Consider the following 20,714-nt stretch of genomic DNA (forward strand, 5'->3'; position numbering starts at 1 on the left):
AATGCCTGACGGCGCAAAGTCAGCGCAGCTCACCACATAAATCCAGTTCGACCAGACGTCGGACTTCGGCAATTTCCAGGTTGGCACCGAGTAAGGCGTGAAGTTTTCCGAAGGCCGCTTCACGCGTCATGCCGCCACCGGACAACACGCCTGCGCCGCGCAATCGGCTGCCGGCCTCGTACACATCCAGCTCTACGCCACCTTCATGGCACTGCGTCACTGCAACCACTACGACACCGTTGTCCCGCGCTCGCTCAAGGCTTGTGAGAAACGCCGGGTTATCACTCGGTCCGGTGCCGCTGCCGTAGCACTCCAGCACCAAGCCCTGGATGCCACTGTTGAGCACGCCATCGAGTTGTTCGGCATCAATTCCCGGGAACAAGGGCAGCACAGCGACCTTCGCCTGCTGCTTGTGTTTTCGGTAATGCAACTCCTCGGGCAGCATGGGCGCTTTTACGCCGCCGCCCTGACGTTCCAGACGCTTGAAAGGATGCCGGCCAACACTGCGTACCTTTGCGCAATGTGTCGGGTCCAACAGTTCGCCGTGGAAATACAAATGAACGCCGGGTGCCAAGCCATGGCCCAGAGCAACCAGTGCACCGCCGAGGTTTTCCCAGGCATCGCTGTCGGTTACGCCGGCCGGCAGCATTGAACCGGTAAAGCACACGCGGGCAGGCAGGCCCAGCAATTGGAAACTCATGGCGGCCGCGCTGTAAGCCAAGGTGTCGGTACCGTGCAGAATCAGCACGCTGTCGCAGCCCTGTACATCCACTGCATCGACCACGGCTTCGCGCAGTTGTTGCCAGTAAGCCGGTGACATGTTGGCACTGTCGATCAGCGGCGACATCTCGCGAAAGCGCCACTGCGGCACCATCAATTCGGGTTGGCTGTGCAGGTACTCACGCATGCGTGCTTCGAAACCAGATGCGGGGGCCAGGCCACTCGCGCTGGCTTGCATGCCGATAGTGCCGCCGGTGTAGAGCACCATGACGTGCTGGGCGGCAGGAAAGGAATTGGGAACCATGGGAAGTCTCCGCAAGAGATGACGTGTGGGAGCGAGCCTGCTCGCGATAGCGGTATGTTAGACACTAATGCGTCAACTGACAGTCCGTCATCGCCAGCAGGCGGGTGCCCACAGGGTGTGCACCCGTTGTGTACCGATCAGCGTTGCGCTGCGGGTACGCCTTGTGGCTCAGCTTCTGCCTTGGCGGCAGCCGCTGGCGGATTGGCTGGCCAGGCGTTCAGGTCGAGGTCCAGATCCGGGAATTTGGCGGAGTCGAACACCGGGGTCTTGATGCCGGCAGCGCGCTGGTCATCGTAGTCACGCAGGATGCGCATGCCGACTTTGAACAGCAGGAACAGGGCGATCAGGTTGACGAAAGCGAGCATCGTCATGGTGATGTCAGCGAACGCAAACACGGTGCCGAGGTTTTCGATAGCTCCCCAGAAAATCAACACCAGGACCAGCGCACGATAGCCAATCAGCGCCTTGCGGTTTTCACCGATCAGGAAGCGCAAATTGCTCTCGCCCAGATAGTAGTTATAGAGAATCGAGGTGAACACGAACAACGACAGGGCCACCGAAATGAACATCCGGCCCCAGTCGCCCACTACGGCAGCCAGCGAGTTCTGGGTCAGGGCAATGCCGTCACCCTCAAAACCCGGGGTGTAGAAGCCCGACAGCAAAATGAGCAACGCGGTACACGTGCAAATCACAAAGGTATCGAGGAACACGCTGAACGCTTGAACCACGCCTTGTGCCGCCGGGTGCTCGACCGACGCGACTGCGGCGACGTTGGGTGCGCTGCCAAGGCCCGCTTCGTTGGCGAACACACCGCGCTTCACGCCCATGATGATGGCGCTGCCGATCAGGCCGCCGAACGCTTGATCAAGACCAAAAGCACTTTTGACGATGGTCATCAGCATCCCAGGCACGTGATCGAACTGCAGCACGATCACGTAAAGGGTCACGCCGATGTACACCAGGGTTTTCACGGGTACCAGCAGGTCTGCGACCTTGGCAATGCGCTTGATGCCACCGATGAATACCAGGCCCAGCAGTATCGCCAGCGCCAGCCCGGTGTAAGTAGTGTTGAGGCCAAAGGCGTTGTTCAGCGAATGGGTAACGGCATGAGATTGCAGGCCATTGAAGGCAAACCCGAAGGTCACCAGCAACAGGAACGCCATGATCATGCCCAACCAGCGTTTTTGCAGGCCGTGCTGTATGTAGTAGGACGGACCACCGCGGTACGTGCCGTCCGAATCGCAGCGCTTATAGAGCTGGCCGAGGGAGCATTCGAAGAAGCTGCTGGACATGCCGACCAGTGCCGTCACCCACATCCAGAACACTGCGCCAGGACCTCCCAGCGTCACGGCGATGCCGACACCGGCAATGTTGCCTGCACCGACGCGGCCGGCAAGGCTAAGCATCAGTGCCTGAAACGAGCTGAGTTGACCGGCGCTGCTTTTGAGGCTGTCGCGGAACACCGCGAACATGTGGAAGAAGTGACGCAGTTGTACGAAACGCGAGCGGATCGTGAAGTAGCTGCCGAGCCCGACAATGAGCACGATCAGTACTTTCCCTGAGAGGAAGTCGTTGATGACTTCGAGCATGGAGTATTCCTCGCTGTTCTTTTATTTAAGCAAATGCTGGGTGGGGCGAAACATCGCGTTACACCGGTTTGCGCGCAGCACAACAGGCGAGGCGAGGAATCGTCCCGGTTCCAAATTGCGGGTTTGTCATGCGTTCGGTTTCGCGTGGGATTGGGCCTCGTTACCGACGACCGCTCACGCGAAGAGGGGCGGCACTATACCTATGCTTTCCAGTGGTAGCGAGAAAGCTTGGTATTGCGCGAGTTAAAAAAAAGGGCCTGGGGAAAAAATCCCCAAGCCCTCAAAAGGTGAGAGGTGTCTAGTCCCTCAACCTGGTGAGCGGTGCTACAAATAACGCGTCGGTTCAGGCCTTGAGAGGCACCAGGCGCGGAGCAATCATGTTTTCCGGGCGCAGGATGTCGGCGAGCATTTCGTCGTCGAGCAAGCCTTCTTCGCGCACCAGTTCCAGTACGCCGCGGCCGCTTTCAAGGGCGATGCGAGCAATACGGGTGGCGTTCTCATAGCCGATGTACGGGTTCAGTGCGGTGACCAGTCCGATCGAGTGTTCGACCAGTTCGCGGCAGCGCTCTTCGTTGGCGGTAATGCCGACGATGCAGTGTTCGCGCAGCATGTCCATGGCGCGCTGCAGCAAGCGGATCGAGTCGAAAATCTTGAACGCGATCAGCGGCTCCATCACGTTCAGCTGCAGTTGGCCGCCTTCGGCTGCAATGGTCAGCGCCAGGTCGTTACCGATGATCTGGAACGCCACCTGGTTGACCGCCTCCGGGATTACCGGGTTGACCTTGCCAGGCATGATCGAGCTGCCTGGTTGACGTGCTGGCAGGTTGATTTCGTTAATGCCGGTGCGTGGTCCGCTGGACAGCAGGCGCAAGTCATTGCAGATCTTCGACAACTTGACCGCAGTACGCTTGAGCATGCCGGAGAACAGCACGAACGCGCCCATGTCAGAGGTGGCTTCAATCAGGTCGGCAGCTGGAACCAGCGGTTGGCCGCTGATCAGGGCCAGGCGCTGAACGGCCAGGTGCTGGTAGCGCGGGTCGGCGTTGATGCCGGTACCAATCGCGGTGCCACCCAGGTTCACTTCAGTCAGCAGTTCTGGCGCCAGGGTTTTCAGGCGTGCCAGGTCTTCGCCCAACGTGGTGGCGAATGCACGGAATTCCTGGCCGAGCGTCATCGGCACGGCGTCTTGCAGTTGGGTGCGGCCCATCTTCAGTACGTGGCTGAATTCAACACCTTTGGCGGCGAACGCCTGAATCAGGCTGTCGAGGCTGGCCAGCAGTGCGTCGTGACCCAGCAGCAGACCCAGGCGGATTGCGGTGGGGTAGGCGTCGTTGGTCGACTGCGCCATGTTCACGTCATTGTTGGGGTGCAGGTATTGGTATTCGCCCTTCTGGTGACCCATGGCCTCCAGCGCGATGTTGGCGATGACTTCGTTGGCATTCATATTGGTTGAAGTGCCAGCGCCGCCCTGAATCATGTCCACCACGAACTCTTCGTGGAAATCGCCGCGGATCAATCGTGCACAGGCTTCGCTGATGGCAGCGTGCTTGGCTTCGCTCAGGTGACCCAGCTCGCGGTTGGCGTCAGCAGCGGCCTGTTTGACCATTGCCAGGCCGACAACCAGTTTCGGGTAATGCGAAATCGGAACGCCGGAGAGTCGGAAGTTGTTCACCGCTCGCAGGGTCTGGATGCCGTAATACGCTTGCGCTGGTACTTCGAGTACGCCAAGCAGGTCTTTTTCTGTGCGGAAAGATGCAGCGGAGGACATGATAGAAATCATCTCGATATGGACCCGGTCTGTGCCGGAACGCTGCAAATGCTAGGCTTGTAGAGAATATTCGGCCAATGCTGTTAAACACTGGCCTATGCACATTCGGCATAATGACGGTGTGACGCCGTGTGTTCGGCGAGCGTGTGACCTAAATTGGTGCGTGTCCGGGAGGACGTGATGAATCTGGAAAGTAAATGGCTTGAGGACTTCAGCGCCTTGGCCGCCACCCGTAGCTTCTCCCAGGCTGCCGAACGCCGATTCGTGACGCAGCCCGCGTTCAGTCGACGAATTCGCAGCCTCGAAGCTGCGTTGGGACTGCAACTGGTTAATCGGTCGCGCACGCCCATCGAGCTCACGGCTGCGGGGCAATTGTTTTTGGTAACCGCGCGAACCGTGGTTGAACAACTGGGTGAAGTGCTGCGCCACCTGCATCATCTGGAAGGTGGGCAGGGCGAAGTGATGCAGGTGGCTGCTGCTCACTCGCTAGCCTTGGGCTTTTTTCCGCGCTGGATCGCACAGCTGCGCAACGAAGGCTTGAACATCGCGACGCGGCTGGTGGCGACCAACGTAGGCGATGCGGTGCATGCCCTGCGCGAAGGTGGCTGCGACCTGATGTTGGCGTTCTACGACCCGGATGCCGCGATGCAAATGGACCCGGAAATATTCCCTTCGCTGCACCTTGGTCATACTGAAATGCTCCCAGTGTGCGCAGCGGATGCCGATGGCAAGCCACTGTTCGATGTTGAGGGCGAGGCCAGCGTGCCGCTTTTGGCTTACAGCGCGGGTGCATTCCTCGGCCGCTCGGTGAATTTGCTACTGCGTCAGCGAGCGTTGCGCTTCACCACTATTTACGAAACCGCCATGGCCGACAGCCTGAAAAGTATGGCACTCGAAGGCTTGGGCATCGCTTGGGTGCCGCAATTGAGTGTGCGTGCCGAACTGGCGCGCGGTGAACTGGTGGTCTGTGGCGGCCCGCAGTGGCATGTCCCACTTGAAATTCGGCTGTACCGTTGCGCATTGGTGCGTAAAGCCAACGTGCGGTTGCTGTGGCGCAAACTGGAGGGTGGGGCGGCGGCGAATAACTGATGCGGGCCGATTCAGGGCGTGCCTTTTAGATAGGCGTTAATACGCGAACGATTGGGCTCGGTGTACACGTAGCAGTTGGATCGTAATGAACTGGAAACTGCGACCATGTAGGTTTCGCAAGCCCAGCCGTTAAACCTGACCTCTGCCAGTTCGTGTTGCGCATCAAGTGTATGCCCTAGCTCATGCCCGAAAACTTGTTGGTTGGTTAATGATGCAATGGCGAAAGGTTGTCCGACGCCGGCAATGCCCGCCATTCGGCCGTCGATGAAATCCTTGGTCAACAAGATAAACTTTGTTGCCCTGTTTCGGGGAAGGTTCTTAATATCCCGATAGTTACCGGCGAGTAGGCTCCATCCATCGTAAGCCACCTGCCCTGTTGTTTTGTAATCATACGTGGTGTAGGGCGGGGTACTTCTAATAAACTGCACGGATATTCTACGTCCCGTGGTCAGCTCGACTTCTTTGATCGCCGGAATCAGATGGTCTGGGAATATAGAACTGATCATTGATTCGGGGATATCGTCGTGCACGAAGGCAAAGACAAAAATAGGCCTCTTGTCTATTGGCGAGTTATTGAAGCTTCTGGGTGTCGGATTTAGCGCGCTAGGCCAAGGAGTTTCATCAATGGCAACCGTTGCGTAAGTTGAAGTGTGACTCAACAATGACAGTAATAATGGCAGTGTGTACTTAAAGTGTTTAGGCATGCGGTTCTCTAATAATGGTGGTTGTGGAAGTTTGGTATTCGTAGCCGTCGCCGCTATTAATAGAGGTTATTAAGTTGTTTGTAATGAGCAGGTATGTTGCAGAGGATGTGACCGGGTTACTTTACTAAAAAGCGAAAGATGCCAGGCGTGCCGGCATCTGACTTTAGAGTCAATTACGCAGCCTGCCAGCGACCGAAATCAGTCATGTGACAGATGGTCATTCAAGGGGCTGTTTATCTGCTTCATTACGGTATACTGCGCGGCCTTCGGCCGGTCCAACCGGCCTTAATTCGTACAATCAAGCCACGCCGGATTTCCCGCGTGGCTTGTTGTTTTTTGACGCGCCTGCGGGCGCCCAGAGAGAAGAGGCACGACGATGAGTGCACTGGTTGGCGTGATCATGGGCTCCAAGTCCGATTGGTCCACCCTTAGCCACACCGCCGATATGCTGGAAAAGCTCGGCATCCCTTACGAGGTGAAAGTGGTCTCTGCCCACCGTACCCCGGACCTGCTGTTCCAGTACGCTGAAGAAGCAGAGGCGCGTGGCATCGAGGTGATCATCGCCGGTGCCGGCGGCGCGGCCCATTTGCCCGGTATGTGTGCAGCCAAGACCCACTTGCCTGTATTGGGCGTGCCGGTGCAGTCGTCGATGCTTTCCGGTGTCGATTCGCTGCTCTCTATAGTGCAGATGCCGGCAGGCATTCCGGTTGCCACCCTGGCCATCGGCAAGGCCGGCGCGATCAACGCGGCCCTGCTGTCGGCAAGCATCCTCGGTGCCAAGCACCCGCAGTTCCACGCGGTGCTGAAAACGTTCCGTGCCGAGCAGACAGACAGCGTCCTGGACAATCCAGACCCACGCATCGCCTGAGGTTGTTGACGATGAAGATCGGTGTAATCGGTGGCGGCCAATTGGGTCGCATGTTGGCCCTGGCGGGTACTCCGCTGGGCATGAACTTCGCTTTTCTGGACCCGGCGCCGGATGCGTGCGCAGCCGCATTGGGCGAACACCTGCGGGCCGATTACGGCGATCAGGATCACCTGCGTCAGTTAGCCGATGAAGTCGATCTGGTGACCTTCGAGTTCGAAAGCGTCCCGGCTGAAACCGTGGCGTTCCTGTCGCAGTTCGTGCCGGTGTATCCAAGCGCCGAAGCCTTGCGTATTGCCCGTGATCGCTGGTTCGAGAAAAGCATGTTCAAGGACCTGGGGATTCCAACCCCGGCGTTCGCCGACATTCAATCCCAAGCCGATCTCGACGCGGCAGTGGCTGCCATCGGCCTGCCAGCGGTGCTTAAAACCCGCACCTTGGGCTACGACGGCAAGGGCCAGAAAGTCCTGCGCAAACCTGAAGACGTGGTGGGTACGTTCGCCGAGTTGGGTAGCGTGGCCTGCTTGCTGGAAGGTTTCGTGCCGTTTACCGGCGAAGTCTCGCTGATCGCCGTACGCGCTCGCGATGGCGAAACCAGATTCTACCCGTTGGTTCACAACACCCACGACAGCGGCATTCTCAAGCTGTCGATCGCCAGCACCGATCACCCGTTGCAAGCCTTGGCTGAAGATTATTCCAGCCGCGTGCTCAAGCAGCTGAACTACGTCGGCGTGATGGCGTTCGAGTTCTTTGAAGTCGACGGCGGCCTCAAGGCCAATGAAATCGCACCGCGCGTGCACAACTCCGGGCACTGGACCACCGAAGGCGCCGAGTGCAGCCAGTTCGAAAACCATCTGCGGGCCGTTGCCGGTCTGCCGCTCGGTTCGACGGCCAAGGTTGGCGAGAGCGCGATGCTCAACTTCATCGGCGTTGTGCCGCCAGTCGAGAAGGTGATCGCGATTGCCGACTGCCATTTGCACCATTACGGCAAGGCATTCAAGGCTGGGCGCAAAGTAGGTCATGCCAATCTGCGCTGCGCTGACAAGGCCACGCTAGAGCAGCAGATCCTCAAGGTCGAAGCGCTCATCGCCGAATAGTTTCGTGTGGCAACGGCGGAACCATTCGGGTGCCGCCGATCTCTCATGGCAGGATGCCAAAGTCTGACTAGGCTCTGACTGACAGAGCCATTCAATGAGAGGGAAATGCCATGGGAATTATCGGAACCATCTTTATCGGCTTGATCGTCGGCCTGCTGGCTCGGTTCCTCAAACCGGGCGATGACAGCATGGGTTGGATCATGACCATCCTGCTCGGTATCGGCGGTTCGTTGGCAGCCACTTACGGCGGCCAGGCTCTGGGCATCTACCAGGCCGGGCAGGGCGCAGGCTTTATCGGTGCGCTGGTCGGCGCCGTGGTGTTGCTGGTGATCTACGGCTTGATCAAAAAGAACTGATCCAAGCGACAAAGCCCCCTCTGCGCCGCACGCAGAGAGGGCTAGAATGCTCGGCGACTGACCTGTCCTTACTTTGCCGAGCACCTCAATGCGACGTCTTTTGTTAACGCTCCTTTTCCTGGGCAGTGGTTTGGCCCATGCCGGCGAATTGCCGGAAACCGACTGGCTCGAACTGATGCCCAAGTCAGACCAGAAGGCCCTCGAGGCCATGCCCGAAATCGACCACAACTCACCCGAAGGCGATGGCACCTTTACCGCAAAGGGTGGCATGAAGCAGAGCAAGGGCTTGCCAGCGGTGATGTATTCAACCAAAACCGTGGCGTCGATGAACGACAAGACCATTCGTATCGGTGGTTATCCTGTGCCGCTGGAATCTGACGCGAAAGGGCGCAGCACACTGTTTTTCCTGGTGCCATATCCGGGCGCCTGCATTCACGTACCGCCTCCGCCGCCCAATCAACTGGTGCTGGTGCGTTACCCGAAAGGCTTGAAGCTGGATGATATCTATACGCCGCTGTGGGTCACCGGAACGCTGAAAATCGAGAAGGTCAACAACGATCTGGCCGATGCAGCGTACGCGCTGGACGCGGCGAAAGTGCGGGTAGTGAAAGAATCAGATCTGTAGAGATTCAAATGTGGGAGCAGGCATGTTCGCGAAGAGGAAATGTCAGTTGATATTAATGTCACCTGACACACCGCATTCGCGAGCAAGCCGCTCCCACATTAGTTTTGTGGTGTTGCTTACAGAGGCTTGCTGGCGATGCTGACGCCAAGGGTGTGAGTGGCGCCCGGTTTTAGCGTGATCACGTCGTCCATCACATTCGCCGTCTCGATGCACAGCATGCGCTGCCAGCCATCGTCAGCCATGTCGCTGAACGCTGCTGCGCGTTCAATCCAGGGGTTCCAGATCACTGCAGAGCGTGAGCCGCTGCTGGTCAATTCAATGCGTCGTTCCCACGCCGGATCAACAATGCTCAGTTGCGCTGGCGCATCGAGATAGATGCGATCGGTCTCGCCGGTAAAATGCAGATCACCGGCCTGGGCCACGATTTTCCAATCATCCAGCGTCTCGATATAGCTCAAGCCGTCCAGCCCTTCGACGTGTACGTTGCGCACATCGCTGACGGCGAAATAACTGTGCAGAGCCTGGCTGATAGTGACGTCGTCGGCGCCCCGATTATGGCTGGTCAGGCTGATGTGCAATTGCTGATCCAGGCGAATGCTCAGTTTCAAGTCCACCTGATGCGGCCATTGCGCAAAGCCGCTTTCGGGGTAGGGCAGGATAAACTCGACTTTCAGGCTTTCACCCTCGATTTCGATGCCTGCCAACTCCCAATCCATCGTTCGTACAAAACCGTGAGCGGTCGGCGGTTCATCGCTGGCGCGCATCGCCTGAACGCTCTGCGGATTGCGTGAGAGGTTGCCAAACCACGGCCAGCAAACGGGCACCCCGGCGCGAATGCTTTTACCCGTCTTGAACTGCGCCTCGTCGTTAAGCCAGATCAGCGGCGGTTGGCCGGCCAATTGATAACTGAGGATGTGTGCGCCTTGCTGGGCTACCAGCAATTCAGCCTGACCGTGGCGGATACGCCAGCAATTCAGTTCATCCAGTTTCATGGCTTCAACGTTGGGCGTGCTCATGGGGCAACTCTCGATCAGGAACAATGACTGCAGTGGACCGCAAAACGGCCCGCGCGTTTAGCGAGCGCGCGGGGGAACCGAGCGAGTGCGGCCGCTGCCATCGATCGCGACGAAGACAAATACGGCTTCGGTCACTTTGCGCCATTCGCTGGACAGTGGATCGTCGCTCCAGACTTCGACCATCATTTGAATCGAACTGCGGCCGATCTCCAGCGCCTGGGTATAAAAGGACAACTGAGCGCCCACTGCGACTGGCACCAGGAATGCCATGCGGTCGATTGCAACGGTGGCAACTCGCCCACCCGCAACCTTGCTGGCCATTGCAGTGCCTGCCAAATCCATCTGCGCTACCAACCAACCACCGAAAATATCGCCAAAACCGTTGGTTTCGCGCGGCAGTGCGGTGATTTGCAGGGCCAGGTCGCCTTGCGGGATTGGATCTTCTTGTTCGAGCTCTATCATGCCGGAGGGGCCTCTGACCCGTGACGCTTCATTAGTACTTCAGGTGAATAGCCGTCTTCGGGAAAAACGATTCAACCCCGAACATACTACGTTCGTCACGTTTTTCGAAAGGCGCCTAAAGGGAAACTCTGCGAAATCGCCTGTGAACCTGGCAGGCGTTTTCGCACAGCAACCCTTTCAAACTGTTGCAAGGATACGAGTATATCGGTCGGTAGACTCCGAGACGACCATCGGGTTCGCATTTTGACCGTCAAATATGCGCCTCCATGTGCTTTTTCGAACAATTTGCTATCGTGCCGCACCTGCCCAAGCCTCTGCCTGCGTTGTTGAGGTTGCAGATCCGACTATAAGAGAAGCTTTTGCCATGACCACAGCGCCCTCGAGCACCGCGCAGCCCACCCAGCCCGCACGTCCTTTGACCGGTAACGACTATAAGACTCTGTCGCTGTCAGCCCTGGGCGGTGCGCTGGAGTTTTACGACTTCATCATTTTTGTGTTCTTCGCCACGGTGGTGGGGAAACTGTTCTTCCCGCCCGACATGCCTGAGTGGCTGCGCCTGATGCAGACTTTCGGCATCTTCGCCGCCGGCTATCTCGCGCGGCCTCTGGGCGGCATCGTCATGGCGCACTTCGGTGATCTGCTTGGACGCAAGAAGATGTTCACCCTGAGCATCTTCATGATGGCTGTACCAACGCTGATCATGGGTTTACTGCCCACATACGCCCAAATCGGCATGTGGGCGCCGATCCTGCTGCTGCTGATGCGGGTGATTCAGGGCGCAGCCATTGGCGGAGAAGTACCCGGCGCCTGGGTATTCGTTTCTGAACATGTGCCGCAGCGCCATATCGGTTATGCCTGCGGCACGCTGACCAGCGGTCTGACGGCCGGCATCCTGTTGGGCTCGCTGGTCGCTACGGCGATCAACAGCATTTATACCCCGGTGGAAGTGGCGGATTACGCCTGGCGAATCCCGTTCCTGCTGGGCGGTGTGTTTGGCTTGTTCTCGGTTTATCTGCGTCGCTGGTTGCATGAAACCCCAGTGTTCGCCGAGCTGCAGCTGCGCAAGGCACTGGCTGAAGAAGTGCCGCTGCGCGCCGTGTTGCGCGATCATCGCGGTGCGATCGTGATTTCCATGCTGCTGACCTGGCTACTGTCTGCCGGCATCATTGTGGTCATCCTGATGACACCGACCGTTCTACAGACGGTCTACCACTTCTCGCCAACCGTTGCGTTGCAGGCCAATAGCCTGGCCATCGTATTCCTGAGCCTGGGCTGCATCGGCTCGGGTGCGTTGGCGGACCGCTTCGGCGCTGGCCGGGTATTTGTGTTCGGCAGTGGGTTGTTGTTGATCAGTTCGTGGACCTTCTATCACAGCCTGTTCAATCACCCTGACTGGCTGTTCCCGATGTACGCCATCACCGGTTTGCTGGTCGGCACCATCGGCGCGGTACCGTATGTGATGGTCAAGGCGTTCCCGGCGGTTGTGCGTTTTAGCGGGTTGTCGTTCTCCTACAACCTGGCTTACGCAATTTTCGGTGGTTTGACCCCGATGGTCGTGACCTTGTTGTTGAAGGAAAGCCCGATGGGGCCGGCCTACTACGTAGCGATCATTTGCGGAGTCGGGATTGTGGTGGGCGCTTATCTCTGGAAAAAGGGGCGTTAAACCGTCCTTTTTCATCGAATGTACCGGCCTCATGGTGGGCAGGCTCGCTCCCACATTGGATCTGTGTTTGCCGCAGATCCTTGTGGGAACGAGCCTGCTCGCGATGAAGGCGACACGAATTATCCTGCAATAGCCTGAATGCTGGCCTTTCATCCAATTGTCATATTTCAGTCATAGAGTGTTCACACGGCCTGCTGATACTGGCTGCGACTTAACACACCCTATCTGCTAGGAGTAAGGCATGAAACTGAAGCGTTTGATGGCGGCAATGACTTTTGTCGCTGCTGGCGTCGCGACTGCCCACGCGGTGGCCGCTGGTGTTGACCCGGCAATTCCGGCTTATACCAAGACCACTGGTGTATCGGGCAACTTGTCCAGCGTTGGTTCCGATACTCTGGCCAACCTCATGACCCTGTGGGCTGAGAACTACAAAAAAGAATACCCGAACGTAAACATCCAGATTCAGGCCGCTGGCTCTGCCACCGCGCCACCTGCGTTGACTGAAGGCACCTCTAACCTGGGCCCGATGAGCCGCAAGATGAAGGACACCGAACTGGCTGCCTTCGAGCAGAAGTACGGCTACAAGCCAACCGCTATCCCGGTTGCAGTGGACGCCCTGGCTGTATTCGTACACAAAGACAACCCGATCCAGCACCTCACCATGGAACAGGTTGACGCGATCTTCTCGTCCACCCGTCTGTGCGGCGCCAAAGCCGACGTGAAAACCTGGGGCGACCTGGGCGTGACCGGCGACCTGGCCAACAAGCCAGTTCAACTGTTCGGTCGTAACTCGGTATCCGGCACTTATGGTTACTTCAAAGAAGAAGCCCTGTGCAAAGGCGATTACAAACCAAACGTCAACGAACAACCAGGTTCGGCGTCGGTCGTGCAGTCGATCAGCTCTTCGCTGAACGGCGTGGGTTATTCGGGCATCGGTTATAAAACCGCTAGCGTGAAAACCGTTGCTCTGTCGAAGAAAGGCAGCACCGAGTTCATCGAAGACAGCGAAGAAAACGCCCTGAACGGCAAATACCCGCTGTCGCGCTTCCTCTACGTTTACGTCAACAAAGCCCCGAACAAGCCTCTGGCCCCGCTGGAAGCCGAGTTCGTGAAACTGGTTCTGTCCAAACAGGGCCAGGAAGTTGTGGTGAAAGACGGCTACATCCCTCTGCCAGCCAAAGTTGCTGCCAAAGCACTGGCTGACCTGGGTCTGCAAGAAGGCGGCGCTGAAGTCGCAAAGAAGTAACACCTTGATCCGGGGCTAGCCTCGGATCTGTGTAGGCGCGAGCTTGTGGTGAGGGGATTTATTCCCGTTCGGCTGCGAAGCAGTCGTAAGTCGGTCGACGCATAGAATGCGTTGGCTGATTGTGGGGGCGCTTCGCTCCCCAACGGGGATAGATCCCTCGCCACGGCCCGCCCTCACACCCCCAAATTTTCGGTCCTCTGCCAGTTCCCGCTGGCGGCGGATTTGTTGCGTCACTGCACTGTCATCTTTCTGTCATACAGGATCGCTAGGGTGTGCGAATGAATGATCTGGCCAATTCCACAATGACTACGACTTCCCCTCCCAAGCGCATTGATTTCAATACGCCTGAGCTGCAACGCAAGCGCCGAATTCGCGCGCTCAAAGACCGCCTGACTCGTTGGTACGTCCTCATCGGCGGCCTTGCCGTCCTTGGCGCGATCACGTTGATCTTCTTCTTCCTTGCCTATGTAGTCGCGCCGCTGTTCCAAGGTGCGCGCCTGACGACTCAGGACGCCATCACGCCAGCCTGGATGCAAGATGCCGGCAAGCCGTTGATGATCTCCCTTGAGGAGCAGAACCAGGTGGCGATGCGGGTTTCCGACAAGGGCCAGGCGCTGTTCTTCGACATCGACAGTGGCGCTGAACTGAAGCGCGTCGATTTGCCGCTGCCGGCCGGCACCACCGTGACATCCATCGCCGAAGACCAGCCTGGTCACCCGTTGGTAGCGGTAGGCTTGTCCGACGGTAAGGCGCTGGTGTTCCGTCACACGTATAGAGTCAGTTACCCGGACGGCAAAAAGACCATCACGCCGGCCATCGAATACCCGTACGGCGAAACGCCGATTGCGCTGAACGAGGCGGGTGGTCCACTGGAACACGTAAGCCTCAACGCCTCCGACACGACCCTGATGCTGGTCGGCTCCACCGGTTCGCAACTCAATGTGCTGTCGCTGACCAGCGAAGAAAACATGATGACCGGCGAAGTCACCAACGAGCAGAAACGCATTGATTTGCCGCAGATGAACGAGGCGGTGAAGAACATCTTCGTCGACCCGCGTCAGCAATGGCTATACGTAATCAACGGTCGCGCCCAGGCCGACGTCTTCAGCCTGCGCGACAAGAGCCTGAACGGTCGCTACAAGCTGCTTGAAGATGGCGAGGCGCAAGTCACCGCCAGTACGCAATTGGTCGGCGGTATCTCGCTGATCATTGGCGACTCCAAAGGTGGCCTGGCCCAGTGGTTCATGGCCCGCGACACGGATGGCGAGCTGCGCCTGAAGCAGATCCGGACCTTCCAGATGGGCACCACGCCCATCGTTGAAATCACTGCTGAAGAACGTCGCAAAGGTTTCATCGCCCTCGACGCTTCCGGCAAGCTCGGCGTGTTCCACAGCACCGCGCACCGCACCCTGCTGGTCGATCAAGTGGTCGACGGCCAAGGCATCTTCGGTCTGTCGCCACGCGCCAACCGAGTGATCGTCGAGGCTGGCGGCAAGATTCAACCGTTGCTGCTCGACAATCCGCACCCGGAAGTTTCCTGGAGCGCACTGTGGAGCAAGGTCTGGTACGAAAACTACGACGAGCCTAAATACGTTTGGCAGTCGACGGCGGCGAACACCGACTTCGAACCGAAGATGAGCCTCGCGCCATTGACCTTCGGTACGCTCAAGGCTGCGTTCTACGCCATGCTGCTGGCGGCACCGCTGGCCGTTGCCGCTGCCATCTACACCGCCTACTTCATGGCGCCGAGCCTGCGCCGCAAGGTCAAACCGGTGATCGAGCTGATGGAAGCGATGCCGACGGTGATCCTCGGTTTCTTCGCCGGCCTGTTCCTCGCGCCTTATGTCGAAGGGCATTTGCCGGGCATCTTCAGCCTGCTGATGCTGCTGCCAATTGGCATTCTGGTCGCCGGTTTCGTTTTCAGCCGTCTGCCTGAATCCATCCGCCTGAAAGTGCCGGACGGTTGGGAAAGCGCGATTCTGATCCCGGTGATTCTATTTGTGGGCTGGCTGTCGCTGTACATGAGCCCGTACCTGGAAACCTGGTTCTTCGGCGGCGACATGCGCATGTGGATCTCCCATGACCTGGGCATCACCTACGACCAGCGCAACGCACTGGTGGTCGGTCTGGCCATGGGCTTCGCGGTTATTCCGAACATCTATTCCATCGCCGAAGATGCCGTGTTCAGTGTTCCTCGCGGCCTGACCCTCGGTTCCCTGGCGCTTGGTGCCACGCCTTGGCAGACCATGACGCGGGTGGTGATCCTCACCGCCAGCCCGGGTATTTTCTCGGCGCTGATGATCGGGATGGGCCGAGCGGTCGGGGAAACCATGATCGTGCTGATGGCCACCGGCAACACGCCAGTCATGGAGATGAACCTGTTCGAAGGCCTGCGCACACTGGCTGCCAACGTTGCGGTGGAAATGCCCGAATCGGAAGTCGGCGGCAGCCACTACCGCGTGCTGTTTCTCTCGGCGCTGGTGCTGCTGATGTTCACCTTCGTCATGAACACCCTCGCGGAACTGATTCGTCAGCGTCTGCGCAAGAAATACTCGTCGCTTTAAGAAAGGTAGAAGTCTGTGAAACAGAACTCCCTGAATGGATGGTTCAAGAGCGGCGCCCCAGGCGTCTGGATCAGCGGTGGCGCGGTGTCCATCGCGGTCATCATGACCATTGGTTTGTTGGCGGTAATTGCCGTGCGCGGTCTGGGCCACTTTTGGCCAGCGGACCTGATACACGCCAGTTACGACGTGCCGGGCCAGGCTAATCACCTGGTCATTGGTGAAGTGGTTCAGAAGGAAGAAGTGCCACGTGAGCGCCTGAAAAGTGCTGGCCTGCCGGTGCCCGATCAGGGCCCGGAGTTCATGACCCGCGAGCTGATCAAAGTCGGCAACCGTGACCTGAACGGCAACGACTTCACCTGGATTGTGGGCGAGTGGCTGACCAATCAGAAGACGCCGCCAGAGTTGATGGCCATCGAGCGTCGCGAATGGGGCAACTTCTACGGTTACCTGGTCAACGTCAAACAGGAGGGCAAAGTCATTGCCGAAGGCGAGGCTGCCTGGCCTGAGTTGCAGGCCCGCGTGGATCGCGTCAACAAACTTGCGGCGCAGTTGAAAACGCTGGAAAAGAGCGACATCGGTGCGATCAACGCCGGGCTGGAACGCATTCGCCTGCATGGCCGCAAACTGGAGCTGGCGGGCAAACTCGACGCCACTGCGCAAGCAGACATGGAATCCGAGCGCGCCGAGCTCAATGCTCGCTATCAGGACATCGAAGCACGCCTTGGCGATCTGCATGCCCAGTTCAACCGCGACAGCCTGACGGCCCGCGATGCCAATGGTAAAGAGATCGAAATCGCGATCGGCAAAGTGGTACACGCCTACCAGCCGAATGCGATGGGTACGTTCACCAAAATCCGTTTCTACTTCGCCAAGGTCTGGGAGTTCCTGAGCGACGACCCGCGTGAAGCGAACACCGAAGGCGGGATCTTCCCGGCGATTTTCGGCACCGTGATGATGACGTTGATCATGGCGATGATCGTGACACCGTTCGGCGTTCTGGCAGCGGTTTACCTGCGTGAGTACGCGAAGCAGAACACCATGACGCGGCTGATCCGCATCGCGGTGAACAACCTGGCAGGTGTGCCGGCGATTGTTTACGGCGTGTTTGGCTTGGGCTTCTTCGTCTACGTGCTGGGCGGTTCGGTTGACCGTTTGTTCTTCCCTGAAGCACTGCCGGCGCCGACGTTCGGCACACCGGGCTTGCTCTGGGCTTCGTTGACCCTGGCCTTGCTGGCGGTGCCAGTGGTGATCGTGGCCACCGAAGAAGGCCTGGCGCGAATTCCTCGCACGGTGCGTGAGGGCTCGTTGGCCCTCGGTGCGACCAAGGCTGAAACCTTGTGGAAGATCGTGTTGCCAATGGCCAGCCCGGCAATGATGACCGGCATGATCCTCGCGGTGGCACGCGCCGCTGGTGAAGTGGCGCCACTGATGCTGGTGGGTGTGGTGAAACTGGCGCCGTCGCTGCCAGTGGACGGCAACTACCCGTATTTGCACCTGGACCAGAAGATCATGCACTTGGGCTTCCACATTTATGACGTCGGCTTCCAGAGCCCGAACGTCGAAGCCGCACGACCGCTGGTATACGCCACGGCGCTGTTGCTGGTGCTGGTGATCGCGACATTGAACCTGTCTGCGGTGTGGATTCGTAACCACCTGCGCGAAAAATACAAAGCGCTGGATAGCTGATTTGCAGCATTGATTTCTATGTGGGAGCCAGCCTGCTGGCGATTCAGGCACTGCGGTTTGCCTCTGAAACCGTGGTGATGCCTTCGCCAGCAGGCGGGCTCCCACAAAAATGAACCGAATTTGTTAGCACAGGGAGCCTCCCATGCAGCACGAAACACACACCCACGGCATCAACATGTCGGCCCTGGGTCGCGACAAACAGAGCCTGAGCCTCGCGCAGGAAACTGTGGCAATTGAAGTGCCTGGGTTGAGCCTGTTCTACGGCGATAAACAAGCGCTGTACGACGTCAGCATGAACATTCCGAAACAGCGCGTGACCGCCTTCATCGGTCCGTCCGGTTGCGGCAAGTCCACGCTGCTGCGCACCTTCAACCGCATGAACGATCTGGTGGATGGCTGCCGCGTCGAAGGCGCGATCAACCTGTACGGCAACAACATTTATCGTAAGGGCGAAGACGTAGCCGAGCTGCGTCGCCGTGTCGGTATGGTGTTCCAGAAGCCAAATCCGTTCCCGAAAACCATTTACGAGAACGTGGTTTACGGCTTGCGCATTCAAGGCATCAACAAAAAGCGCATCCTCGACGAAGCGGTCGAGTGGGCGTTGAAGGGCGCGGCGCTGTGGGACGAAGTCAAAGACCGTTTGCATGAGTCGGCGCTGGGCTTGTCCGGTGGTCAGCAGCAACGTCTGGTGATCGCGCGCACCATCGCCGTGGAGCCGGAAGTGCTGCTGCTCGACGAACCCTGCTCGGCACTCGACCCGATCTCTACGCTGAAAGTCGAAGAGCTGATCTACGAACTGAAATCCAAGTTCACTATCGTCATCGTGACGCACAACATGCAACAGGCCGCCCGGGTTTCCGATTACACGGCGTTCATGTACATGGGCAAACTGGTGGAGTTTGGCGATACCGATACCCTGTTCACCAATCCGGCGAAGAAGCAGACCGAAGACTACATCACCGGCCGGTACGGCTAGCCGTACAGCTGCAAGCCGTAAGCTTCAAGCGGCAATTTAAAGCGGTTCAGCATAACGACACAAATTGGCTTGCAGCTCGTAGCTTGCGGCTTACAGCTTTTGCGGAGCAATCGCATGATTAGTAAAGAAGGCCTTACTCACCACATTTCCGCGCAGTTCAACGCCGAGCTGGAGGAGGTGCGCAGCCATCTCCTGGCCATGGGTGGGCTGGTGGAAAAACAGGTCAACGACGCAGTGACTGCGCTGATCGAGGCTGATTCTGGCCTGGCCCAGCAGGTTCGCGAGATCGACGACCAGATCAACCAGATGGAACGCAATATCGACGAAGAATGCCTGCGTATCCTGGCACGTCGTCAACCGGCAGCGTCTGACTTGCGCTTGATCATCAGCATTTCGAAGTCGGTGATCGATCTGGAGCGCATCGGCGACGAAGCGACCAAGATTGCCCGCCGCGCGATTCAGTTGTGTGAAGAAGGTGAAGCCCCGCGCGGTTACGTCGAAGTGCGGCACATCGGCGATCAGGTGCGCAACATGGTGCGTGATGCGCTGGATGCCTTCGCTCGCTTCGACGCCGACCTGGCATTGTCGGTGGCGCAGTACGACAAAATCATCGACCGCGAATACAAGACCGCCCTGCGTGAGCTCGCGACCTACATGATGGAAGACCCGCGTTCTATCTCGCGGGTACTGAGCATCATCTGGGTGCTGCGTTCGCTGGAACGGATCGGCGATCACGCACGCAATATTTCGGAACTGGTGATTTACCTGGTGCGCGGTACTGACGTCCGTCATATGGGCCTCAAGCGCATGAAGGCAGAAGTAGAAGGCACAAGTGCCGAAACCGCTAATGTTCCGGGTAAAGCTGACGATAAGTAAGATTGCCCGAGTAAAACGCCCGGCCTTGTGGCCGGGCGTTTTTGTTTGCGGATTACGAATTCGACAGCAGCACCCGCGAGTTAAAAGTCCCGGCGTGACTGAAGGTTTTTGGCAATGTGCCATCAGCAAAGCGGTATGCTTGCCGGGATTTTTTAAAGGGGTTTTGGATGAGTAAGGTCAGTGTGTTGGTCGTGGACGATGCGTCGTTCATTCGTGACCTGGTGAAGAAGTGCCTGCGCAACTACTTCCCGGGCATTCGCATCGAAGACGCTGTCAACGGCAAGAAGGCCCAGGCACTGCTGGCACGCGAAGCATTCGACCTGGTGTTGTGTGACTGGGAAATGCCGGAGATGTCTGGCCTGGAACTGCTGACCTGGTGCCGTGAGCAGGACAACCTCAAAACCATGCCGTTCGTGATGGTGACCAGCCGCGGCGACAAAGAGAACGTCGTGCAGGCGATTCAGGCCGGCGTATCGGGTTATGTCAGCAAGCCATTCACCAACGAACAACTGCTGACCAAGGTCAAGCAGGCACTGAACAGGGTTGGCAAGCTCGACACCCTGATGAACAGCGCACCGACCAAGATGAACTCAGCTTTCGGCAACGACTCCTTGAGTGCCTTGACCAATGGCAAAGCTGAAGTGGTAGTCGCCGCACCCGCTGCCGCCCCATCGCGCGGTCTTCTCAGCAGCCCCCCGGTAAAAGCTCCAGTGGCCGCTGCCTCCGGCGGTCGTGGACACGGTCAGTTGCGCCTGCCGAACGGCATTCAGCAGTGCGTGATCAAGGCCCTGAGCCTCAAGGAAGCGCTGCTGGTGGTGAAACGCACCGAGGCCCTGCCGCAAGTGCTCGACAGCGCCGTGCTCGACATGGAACAGGGCGATAACGCTGAAATCGCTCGTCTGAACGGTTACCTGCACGCCATCGTCGCCCACGAACAAAAGCCCGACAGCGAGTGGCTGCAACTGACCTTCCGCTTTGTCGATCAGGACGCGCAAAAGCTCGACTACATTTCGCGTCTGATTGCGCGCGGTACCGCACAGAAGCATTTCATTCCCGGCGCGTGATCTTCATCGGCTGATACTCCGCCATCGCGAGCAGGCTCGCCCAC

The 20,714-nt window shown here is 58.2% G+C and carries 18 protein-coding genes; 12 read left to right on the plus strand and 6 right to left on the minus strand.

Annotation, left to right across the window (positions count from 1 at the left end):
• Nucleotides 1–19: 19 nt before the first annotated feature.
• From ACQR3R_RS17870 to aspA, 3 genes are all read right to left on the minus strand, one after another.
• Nucleotides 20–1,024, minus strand: a complete 1,005-nt coding sequence (locus ACQR3R_RS17870) for an asparaginase domain-containing protein (protein ID WP_428273799.1) — start codon at nucleotides 1,022–1,024, stop codon at nucleotides 20–22.
• Nucleotides 1,025–1,161: 137 nt separating this feature from the next.
• Nucleotides 1,162–2,613, minus strand: a complete 1,452-nt coding sequence (locus tag ACQR3R_RS17875) for an amino acid carrier protein (RefSeq protein WP_428273801.1) — start codon at nucleotides 2,611–2,613, stop codon at nucleotides 1,162–1,164.
• 343 nt (nucleotides 2,614–2,956) lie between these two features.
• Nucleotides 2,957–4,381 carry an aspartate ammonia-lyase gene (gene aspA, locus ACQR3R_RS17880; protein ID WP_133835321.1) on the minus strand — a complete coding sequence of 475 codons (1,425 nt, stop codon included), beginning with the start codon at nucleotides 4,379–4,381 and terminating at the stop codon, nucleotides 2,957–2,959.
• Nucleotides 4,382–4,561: 180 nt separating this feature from the next.
• Here aspA and ACQR3R_RS17885 point away from each other — a divergent pair, with 180 nt between their 5' ends.
• Nucleotides 4,562–5,470, plus strand: coding sequence for a LysR substrate-binding domain-containing protein (locus ACQR3R_RS17885; RefSeq protein WP_428273804.1), 909 nt, complete (start codon nucleotides 4,562–4,564; stop codon nucleotides 5,468–5,470).
• A gap of 11 nt (nucleotides 5,471–5,481) precedes the next feature.
• On the opposite strand, the gene ACQR3R_RS17890 is transcribed toward ACQR3R_RS17885, so the two are convergent.
• Nucleotides 5,482–6,174, minus strand: coding sequence for a hypothetical protein (locus tag ACQR3R_RS17890; protein ID WP_428273806.1), 693 nt, complete (start codon nucleotides 6,172–6,174; stop codon nucleotides 5,482–5,484).
• Nucleotides 6,175–6,550: 376 nt separating this feature from the next.
• Here ACQR3R_RS17890 and purE point away from each other — a divergent pair, with 376 nt between their 5' ends.
• From purE to ACQR3R_RS17910, 4 genes are all read left to right on the plus strand, one after another.
• Nucleotides 6,551–7,042 carry a 5-(carboxyamino)imidazole ribonucleotide mutase gene (purE, locus tag ACQR3R_RS17895; protein ID WP_019694319.1) on the plus strand — a complete coding sequence of 164 codons (492 nt, stop codon included), beginning with the start codon at nucleotides 6,551–6,553 and terminating at the stop codon, nucleotides 7,040–7,042.
• Nucleotides 7,043–7,053: 11 nt separating this feature from the next.
• Nucleotides 7,054–8,136 (plus strand): 5-(carboxyamino)imidazole ribonucleotide synthase, encoded by a 1,083-nt coding sequence (locus ACQR3R_RS17900; RefSeq protein ID WP_428273808.1) that lies wholly within the window; start codon nucleotides 7,054–7,056, stop codon nucleotides 8,134–8,136.
• 110 nt (nucleotides 8,137–8,246) lie between these two features.
• On the plus strand, nucleotides 8,247–8,492 hold the full coding sequence (locus tag ACQR3R_RS17905) for a GlsB/YeaQ/YmgE family stress response membrane protein (protein ID WP_008030708.1): 246 nt from the start codon (nucleotides 8,247–8,249) through the stop codon (nucleotides 8,490–8,492).
• 88 nt (nucleotides 8,493–8,580) lie between these two features.
• Nucleotides 8,581–9,117: a DUF3299 domain-containing protein gene (locus ACQR3R_RS17910; protein WP_428273810.1), complete on the plus strand. Its 537-nt coding sequence runs from the start codon at nucleotides 8,581–8,583 to the stop codon at nucleotides 9,115–9,117.
• Nucleotides 9,118–9,233: 116 nt separating this feature from the next.
• Here the strand turns inward: ACQR3R_RS17910 and ACQR3R_RS17915 are convergent, their stop codons facing one another.
• Together ACQR3R_RS17915 and ACQR3R_RS17920 are read right to left on the minus strand one after the other, a co-directional pair.
• Nucleotides 9,234–10,133: an aldose epimerase family protein gene (locus ACQR3R_RS17915; protein WP_428273812.1), complete on the minus strand. Its 900-nt coding sequence runs from the start codon at nucleotides 10,131–10,133 to the stop codon at nucleotides 9,234–9,236.
• A 57-nt stretch (nucleotides 10,134–10,190) separates the two neighbouring features.
• Nucleotides 10,191–10,595 (minus strand): acyl-CoA thioesterase, encoded by a 405-nt coding sequence (locus ACQR3R_RS17920; RefSeq protein WP_007896491.1) that lies wholly within the window; start codon nucleotides 10,593–10,595, stop codon nucleotides 10,191–10,193.
• Nucleotides 10,596–10,959: 364 nt separating this feature from the next.
• Between ACQR3R_RS17920 and ACQR3R_RS17925 the strand changes: the two genes are divergently transcribed.
• From ACQR3R_RS17925 to ACQR3R_RS17955, 7 genes are all read left to right on the plus strand, one after another.
• A complete protein-coding gene (locus ACQR3R_RS17925) occupies nucleotides 10,960–12,258 on the plus strand; it encodes an MFS transporter (RefSeq protein WP_428273815.1) in 1,299 nt (432 codons plus the stop codon).
• Nucleotides 12,259–12,499: 241 nt separating this feature from the next.
• Entirely contained in the window at nucleotides 12,500–13,504 is a 1,005-nt protein-coding gene (locus tag ACQR3R_RS17930) for a phosphate ABC transporter substrate-binding protein PstS family protein (RefSeq protein WP_428273817.1), read from the plus strand.
• Between the two features lie 302 nt (nucleotides 13,505–13,806).
• The gene (locus ACQR3R_RS17935) at nucleotides 13,807–16,068 is read left to right on the plus strand and encodes an ABC transporter permease subunit (protein ID WP_428273819.1); all 2,262 of its coding nucleotides are present in this window, start codon (nucleotides 13,807–13,809) and stop codon (nucleotides 16,066–16,068) included.
• A gap of 15 nt (nucleotides 16,069–16,083) precedes the next feature.
• Nucleotides 16,084–17,754, plus strand: a complete 1,671-nt coding sequence (gene pstA, locus ACQR3R_RS17940) for a phosphate ABC transporter permease PstA (protein WP_428273821.1) — start codon at nucleotides 16,084–16,086, stop codon at nucleotides 17,752–17,754.
• Nucleotides 17,755–17,929: 175 nt separating this feature from the next.
• Nucleotides 17,930–18,730: a phosphate ABC transporter ATP-binding protein PstB gene (gene pstB, locus ACQR3R_RS17945; RefSeq protein WP_428274442.1), complete on the plus strand. Its 801-nt coding sequence runs from the start codon at nucleotides 17,930–17,932 to the stop codon at nucleotides 18,728–18,730.
• Nucleotides 18,731–18,844: 114 nt separating this feature from the next.
• Nucleotides 18,845–19,606 (plus strand): phosphate signaling complex protein PhoU, encoded by a 762-nt coding sequence (phoU, locus tag ACQR3R_RS17950; protein ID WP_428273823.1) that lies wholly within the window; start codon nucleotides 18,845–18,847, stop codon nucleotides 19,604–19,606.
• A 167-nt stretch (nucleotides 19,607–19,773) separates the two neighbouring features.
• Nucleotides 19,774–20,670 (plus strand): response regulator, encoded by an 897-nt coding sequence (locus ACQR3R_RS17955; RefSeq protein ID WP_428273825.1) that lies wholly within the window; start codon nucleotides 19,774–19,776, stop codon nucleotides 20,668–20,670.
• The last annotated feature ends 44 nt before the right edge of the window (nucleotides 20,671–20,714 follow it).

Origin of the sequence: Gordonia sp. IEGM753 (assembly GCF_050321825.1) — a bacterium.
In the GTDB taxonomy this organism is placed as follows: Bacteria; Pseudomonadota; Gammaproteobacteria; order Pseudomonadales; family Pseudomonadaceae; genus Aquipseudomonas.

Excerpts from the sequence above, each read along its gene's own strand:
- ACQR3R_RS17870 (WP_428273799.1), bottom strand. The coding sequence starts at position 1,024 with ATGGTTCCCAATTCCTTTCCTGCCGCCCAGCACGTCATGGTGCTCTAC.
- ACQR3R_RS17875 (WP_428273801.1), bottom strand. The coding sequence starts at position 2,613 with ATGCTCGAAGTCATCAACGACTTCCTCTCAGGGAAAGTACTGATCGTG.
- aspA (WP_133835321.1), bottom strand. The coding sequence starts at position 4,381 with ATGTCCTCCGCTGCATCTTTCCGCACAGAAAAAGACCTGCTTGGCGTA.
- ACQR3R_RS17885 (WP_428273804.1), top strand. The coding sequence starts at position 4,562 with ATGAATCTGGAAAGTAAATGGCTTGAGGACTTCAGCGCCTTGGCCGCC.
- ACQR3R_RS17890 (WP_428273806.1), bottom strand. The coding sequence starts at position 6,174 with ATGCCTAAACACTTTAAGTACACACTGCCATTATTACTGTCATTGTTG.
- purE (WP_019694319.1), top strand. The coding sequence starts at position 6,551 with ATGAGTGCACTGGTTGGCGTGATCATGGGCTCCAAGTCCGATTGGTCC.
- ACQR3R_RS17900 (WP_428273808.1), top strand. The coding sequence starts at position 7,054 with ATGAAGATCGGTGTAATCGGTGGCGGCCAATTGGGTCGCATGTTGGCC.
- ACQR3R_RS17905 (WP_008030708.1), top strand. The coding sequence starts at position 8,247 with ATGGGAATTATCGGAACCATCTTTATCGGCTTGATCGTCGGCCTGCTG.
- ACQR3R_RS17910 (WP_428273810.1), top strand. The coding sequence starts at position 8,581 with ATGCGACGTCTTTTGTTAACGCTCCTTTTCCTGGGCAGTGGTTTGGCC.
- ACQR3R_RS17915 (WP_428273812.1), bottom strand. The coding sequence starts at position 10,133 with ATGAGCACGCCCAACGTTGAAGCCATGAAACTGGATGAACTGAATTGC.
- ACQR3R_RS17920 (WP_007896491.1), bottom strand. The coding sequence starts at position 10,595 with ATGATAGAGCTCGAACAAGAAGATCCAATCCCGCAAGGCGACCTGGCC.
- ACQR3R_RS17925 (WP_428273815.1), top strand. The coding sequence starts at position 10,960 with ATGACCACAGCGCCCTCGAGCACCGCGCAGCCCACCCAGCCCGCACGT.
- ACQR3R_RS17930 (WP_428273817.1), top strand. The coding sequence starts at position 12,500 with ATGAAACTGAAGCGTTTGATGGCGGCAATGACTTTTGTCGCTGCTGGC.
- ACQR3R_RS17935 (WP_428273819.1), top strand. The coding sequence starts at position 13,807 with ATGACTACGACTTCCCCTCCCAAGCGCATTGATTTCAATACGCCTGAG.
- pstB (WP_428274442.1), top strand. The coding sequence starts at position 17,930 with ATGTCGGCCCTGGGTCGCGACAAACAGAGCCTGAGCCTCGCGCAGGAA.
- phoU (WP_428273823.1), top strand. The coding sequence starts at position 18,845 with ATGATTAGTAAAGAAGGCCTTACTCACCACATTTCCGCGCAGTTCAAC.
- ACQR3R_RS17955 (WP_428273825.1), top strand. The coding sequence starts at position 19,774 with ATGAGTAAGGTCAGTGTGTTGGTCGTGGACGATGCGTCGTTCATTCGT.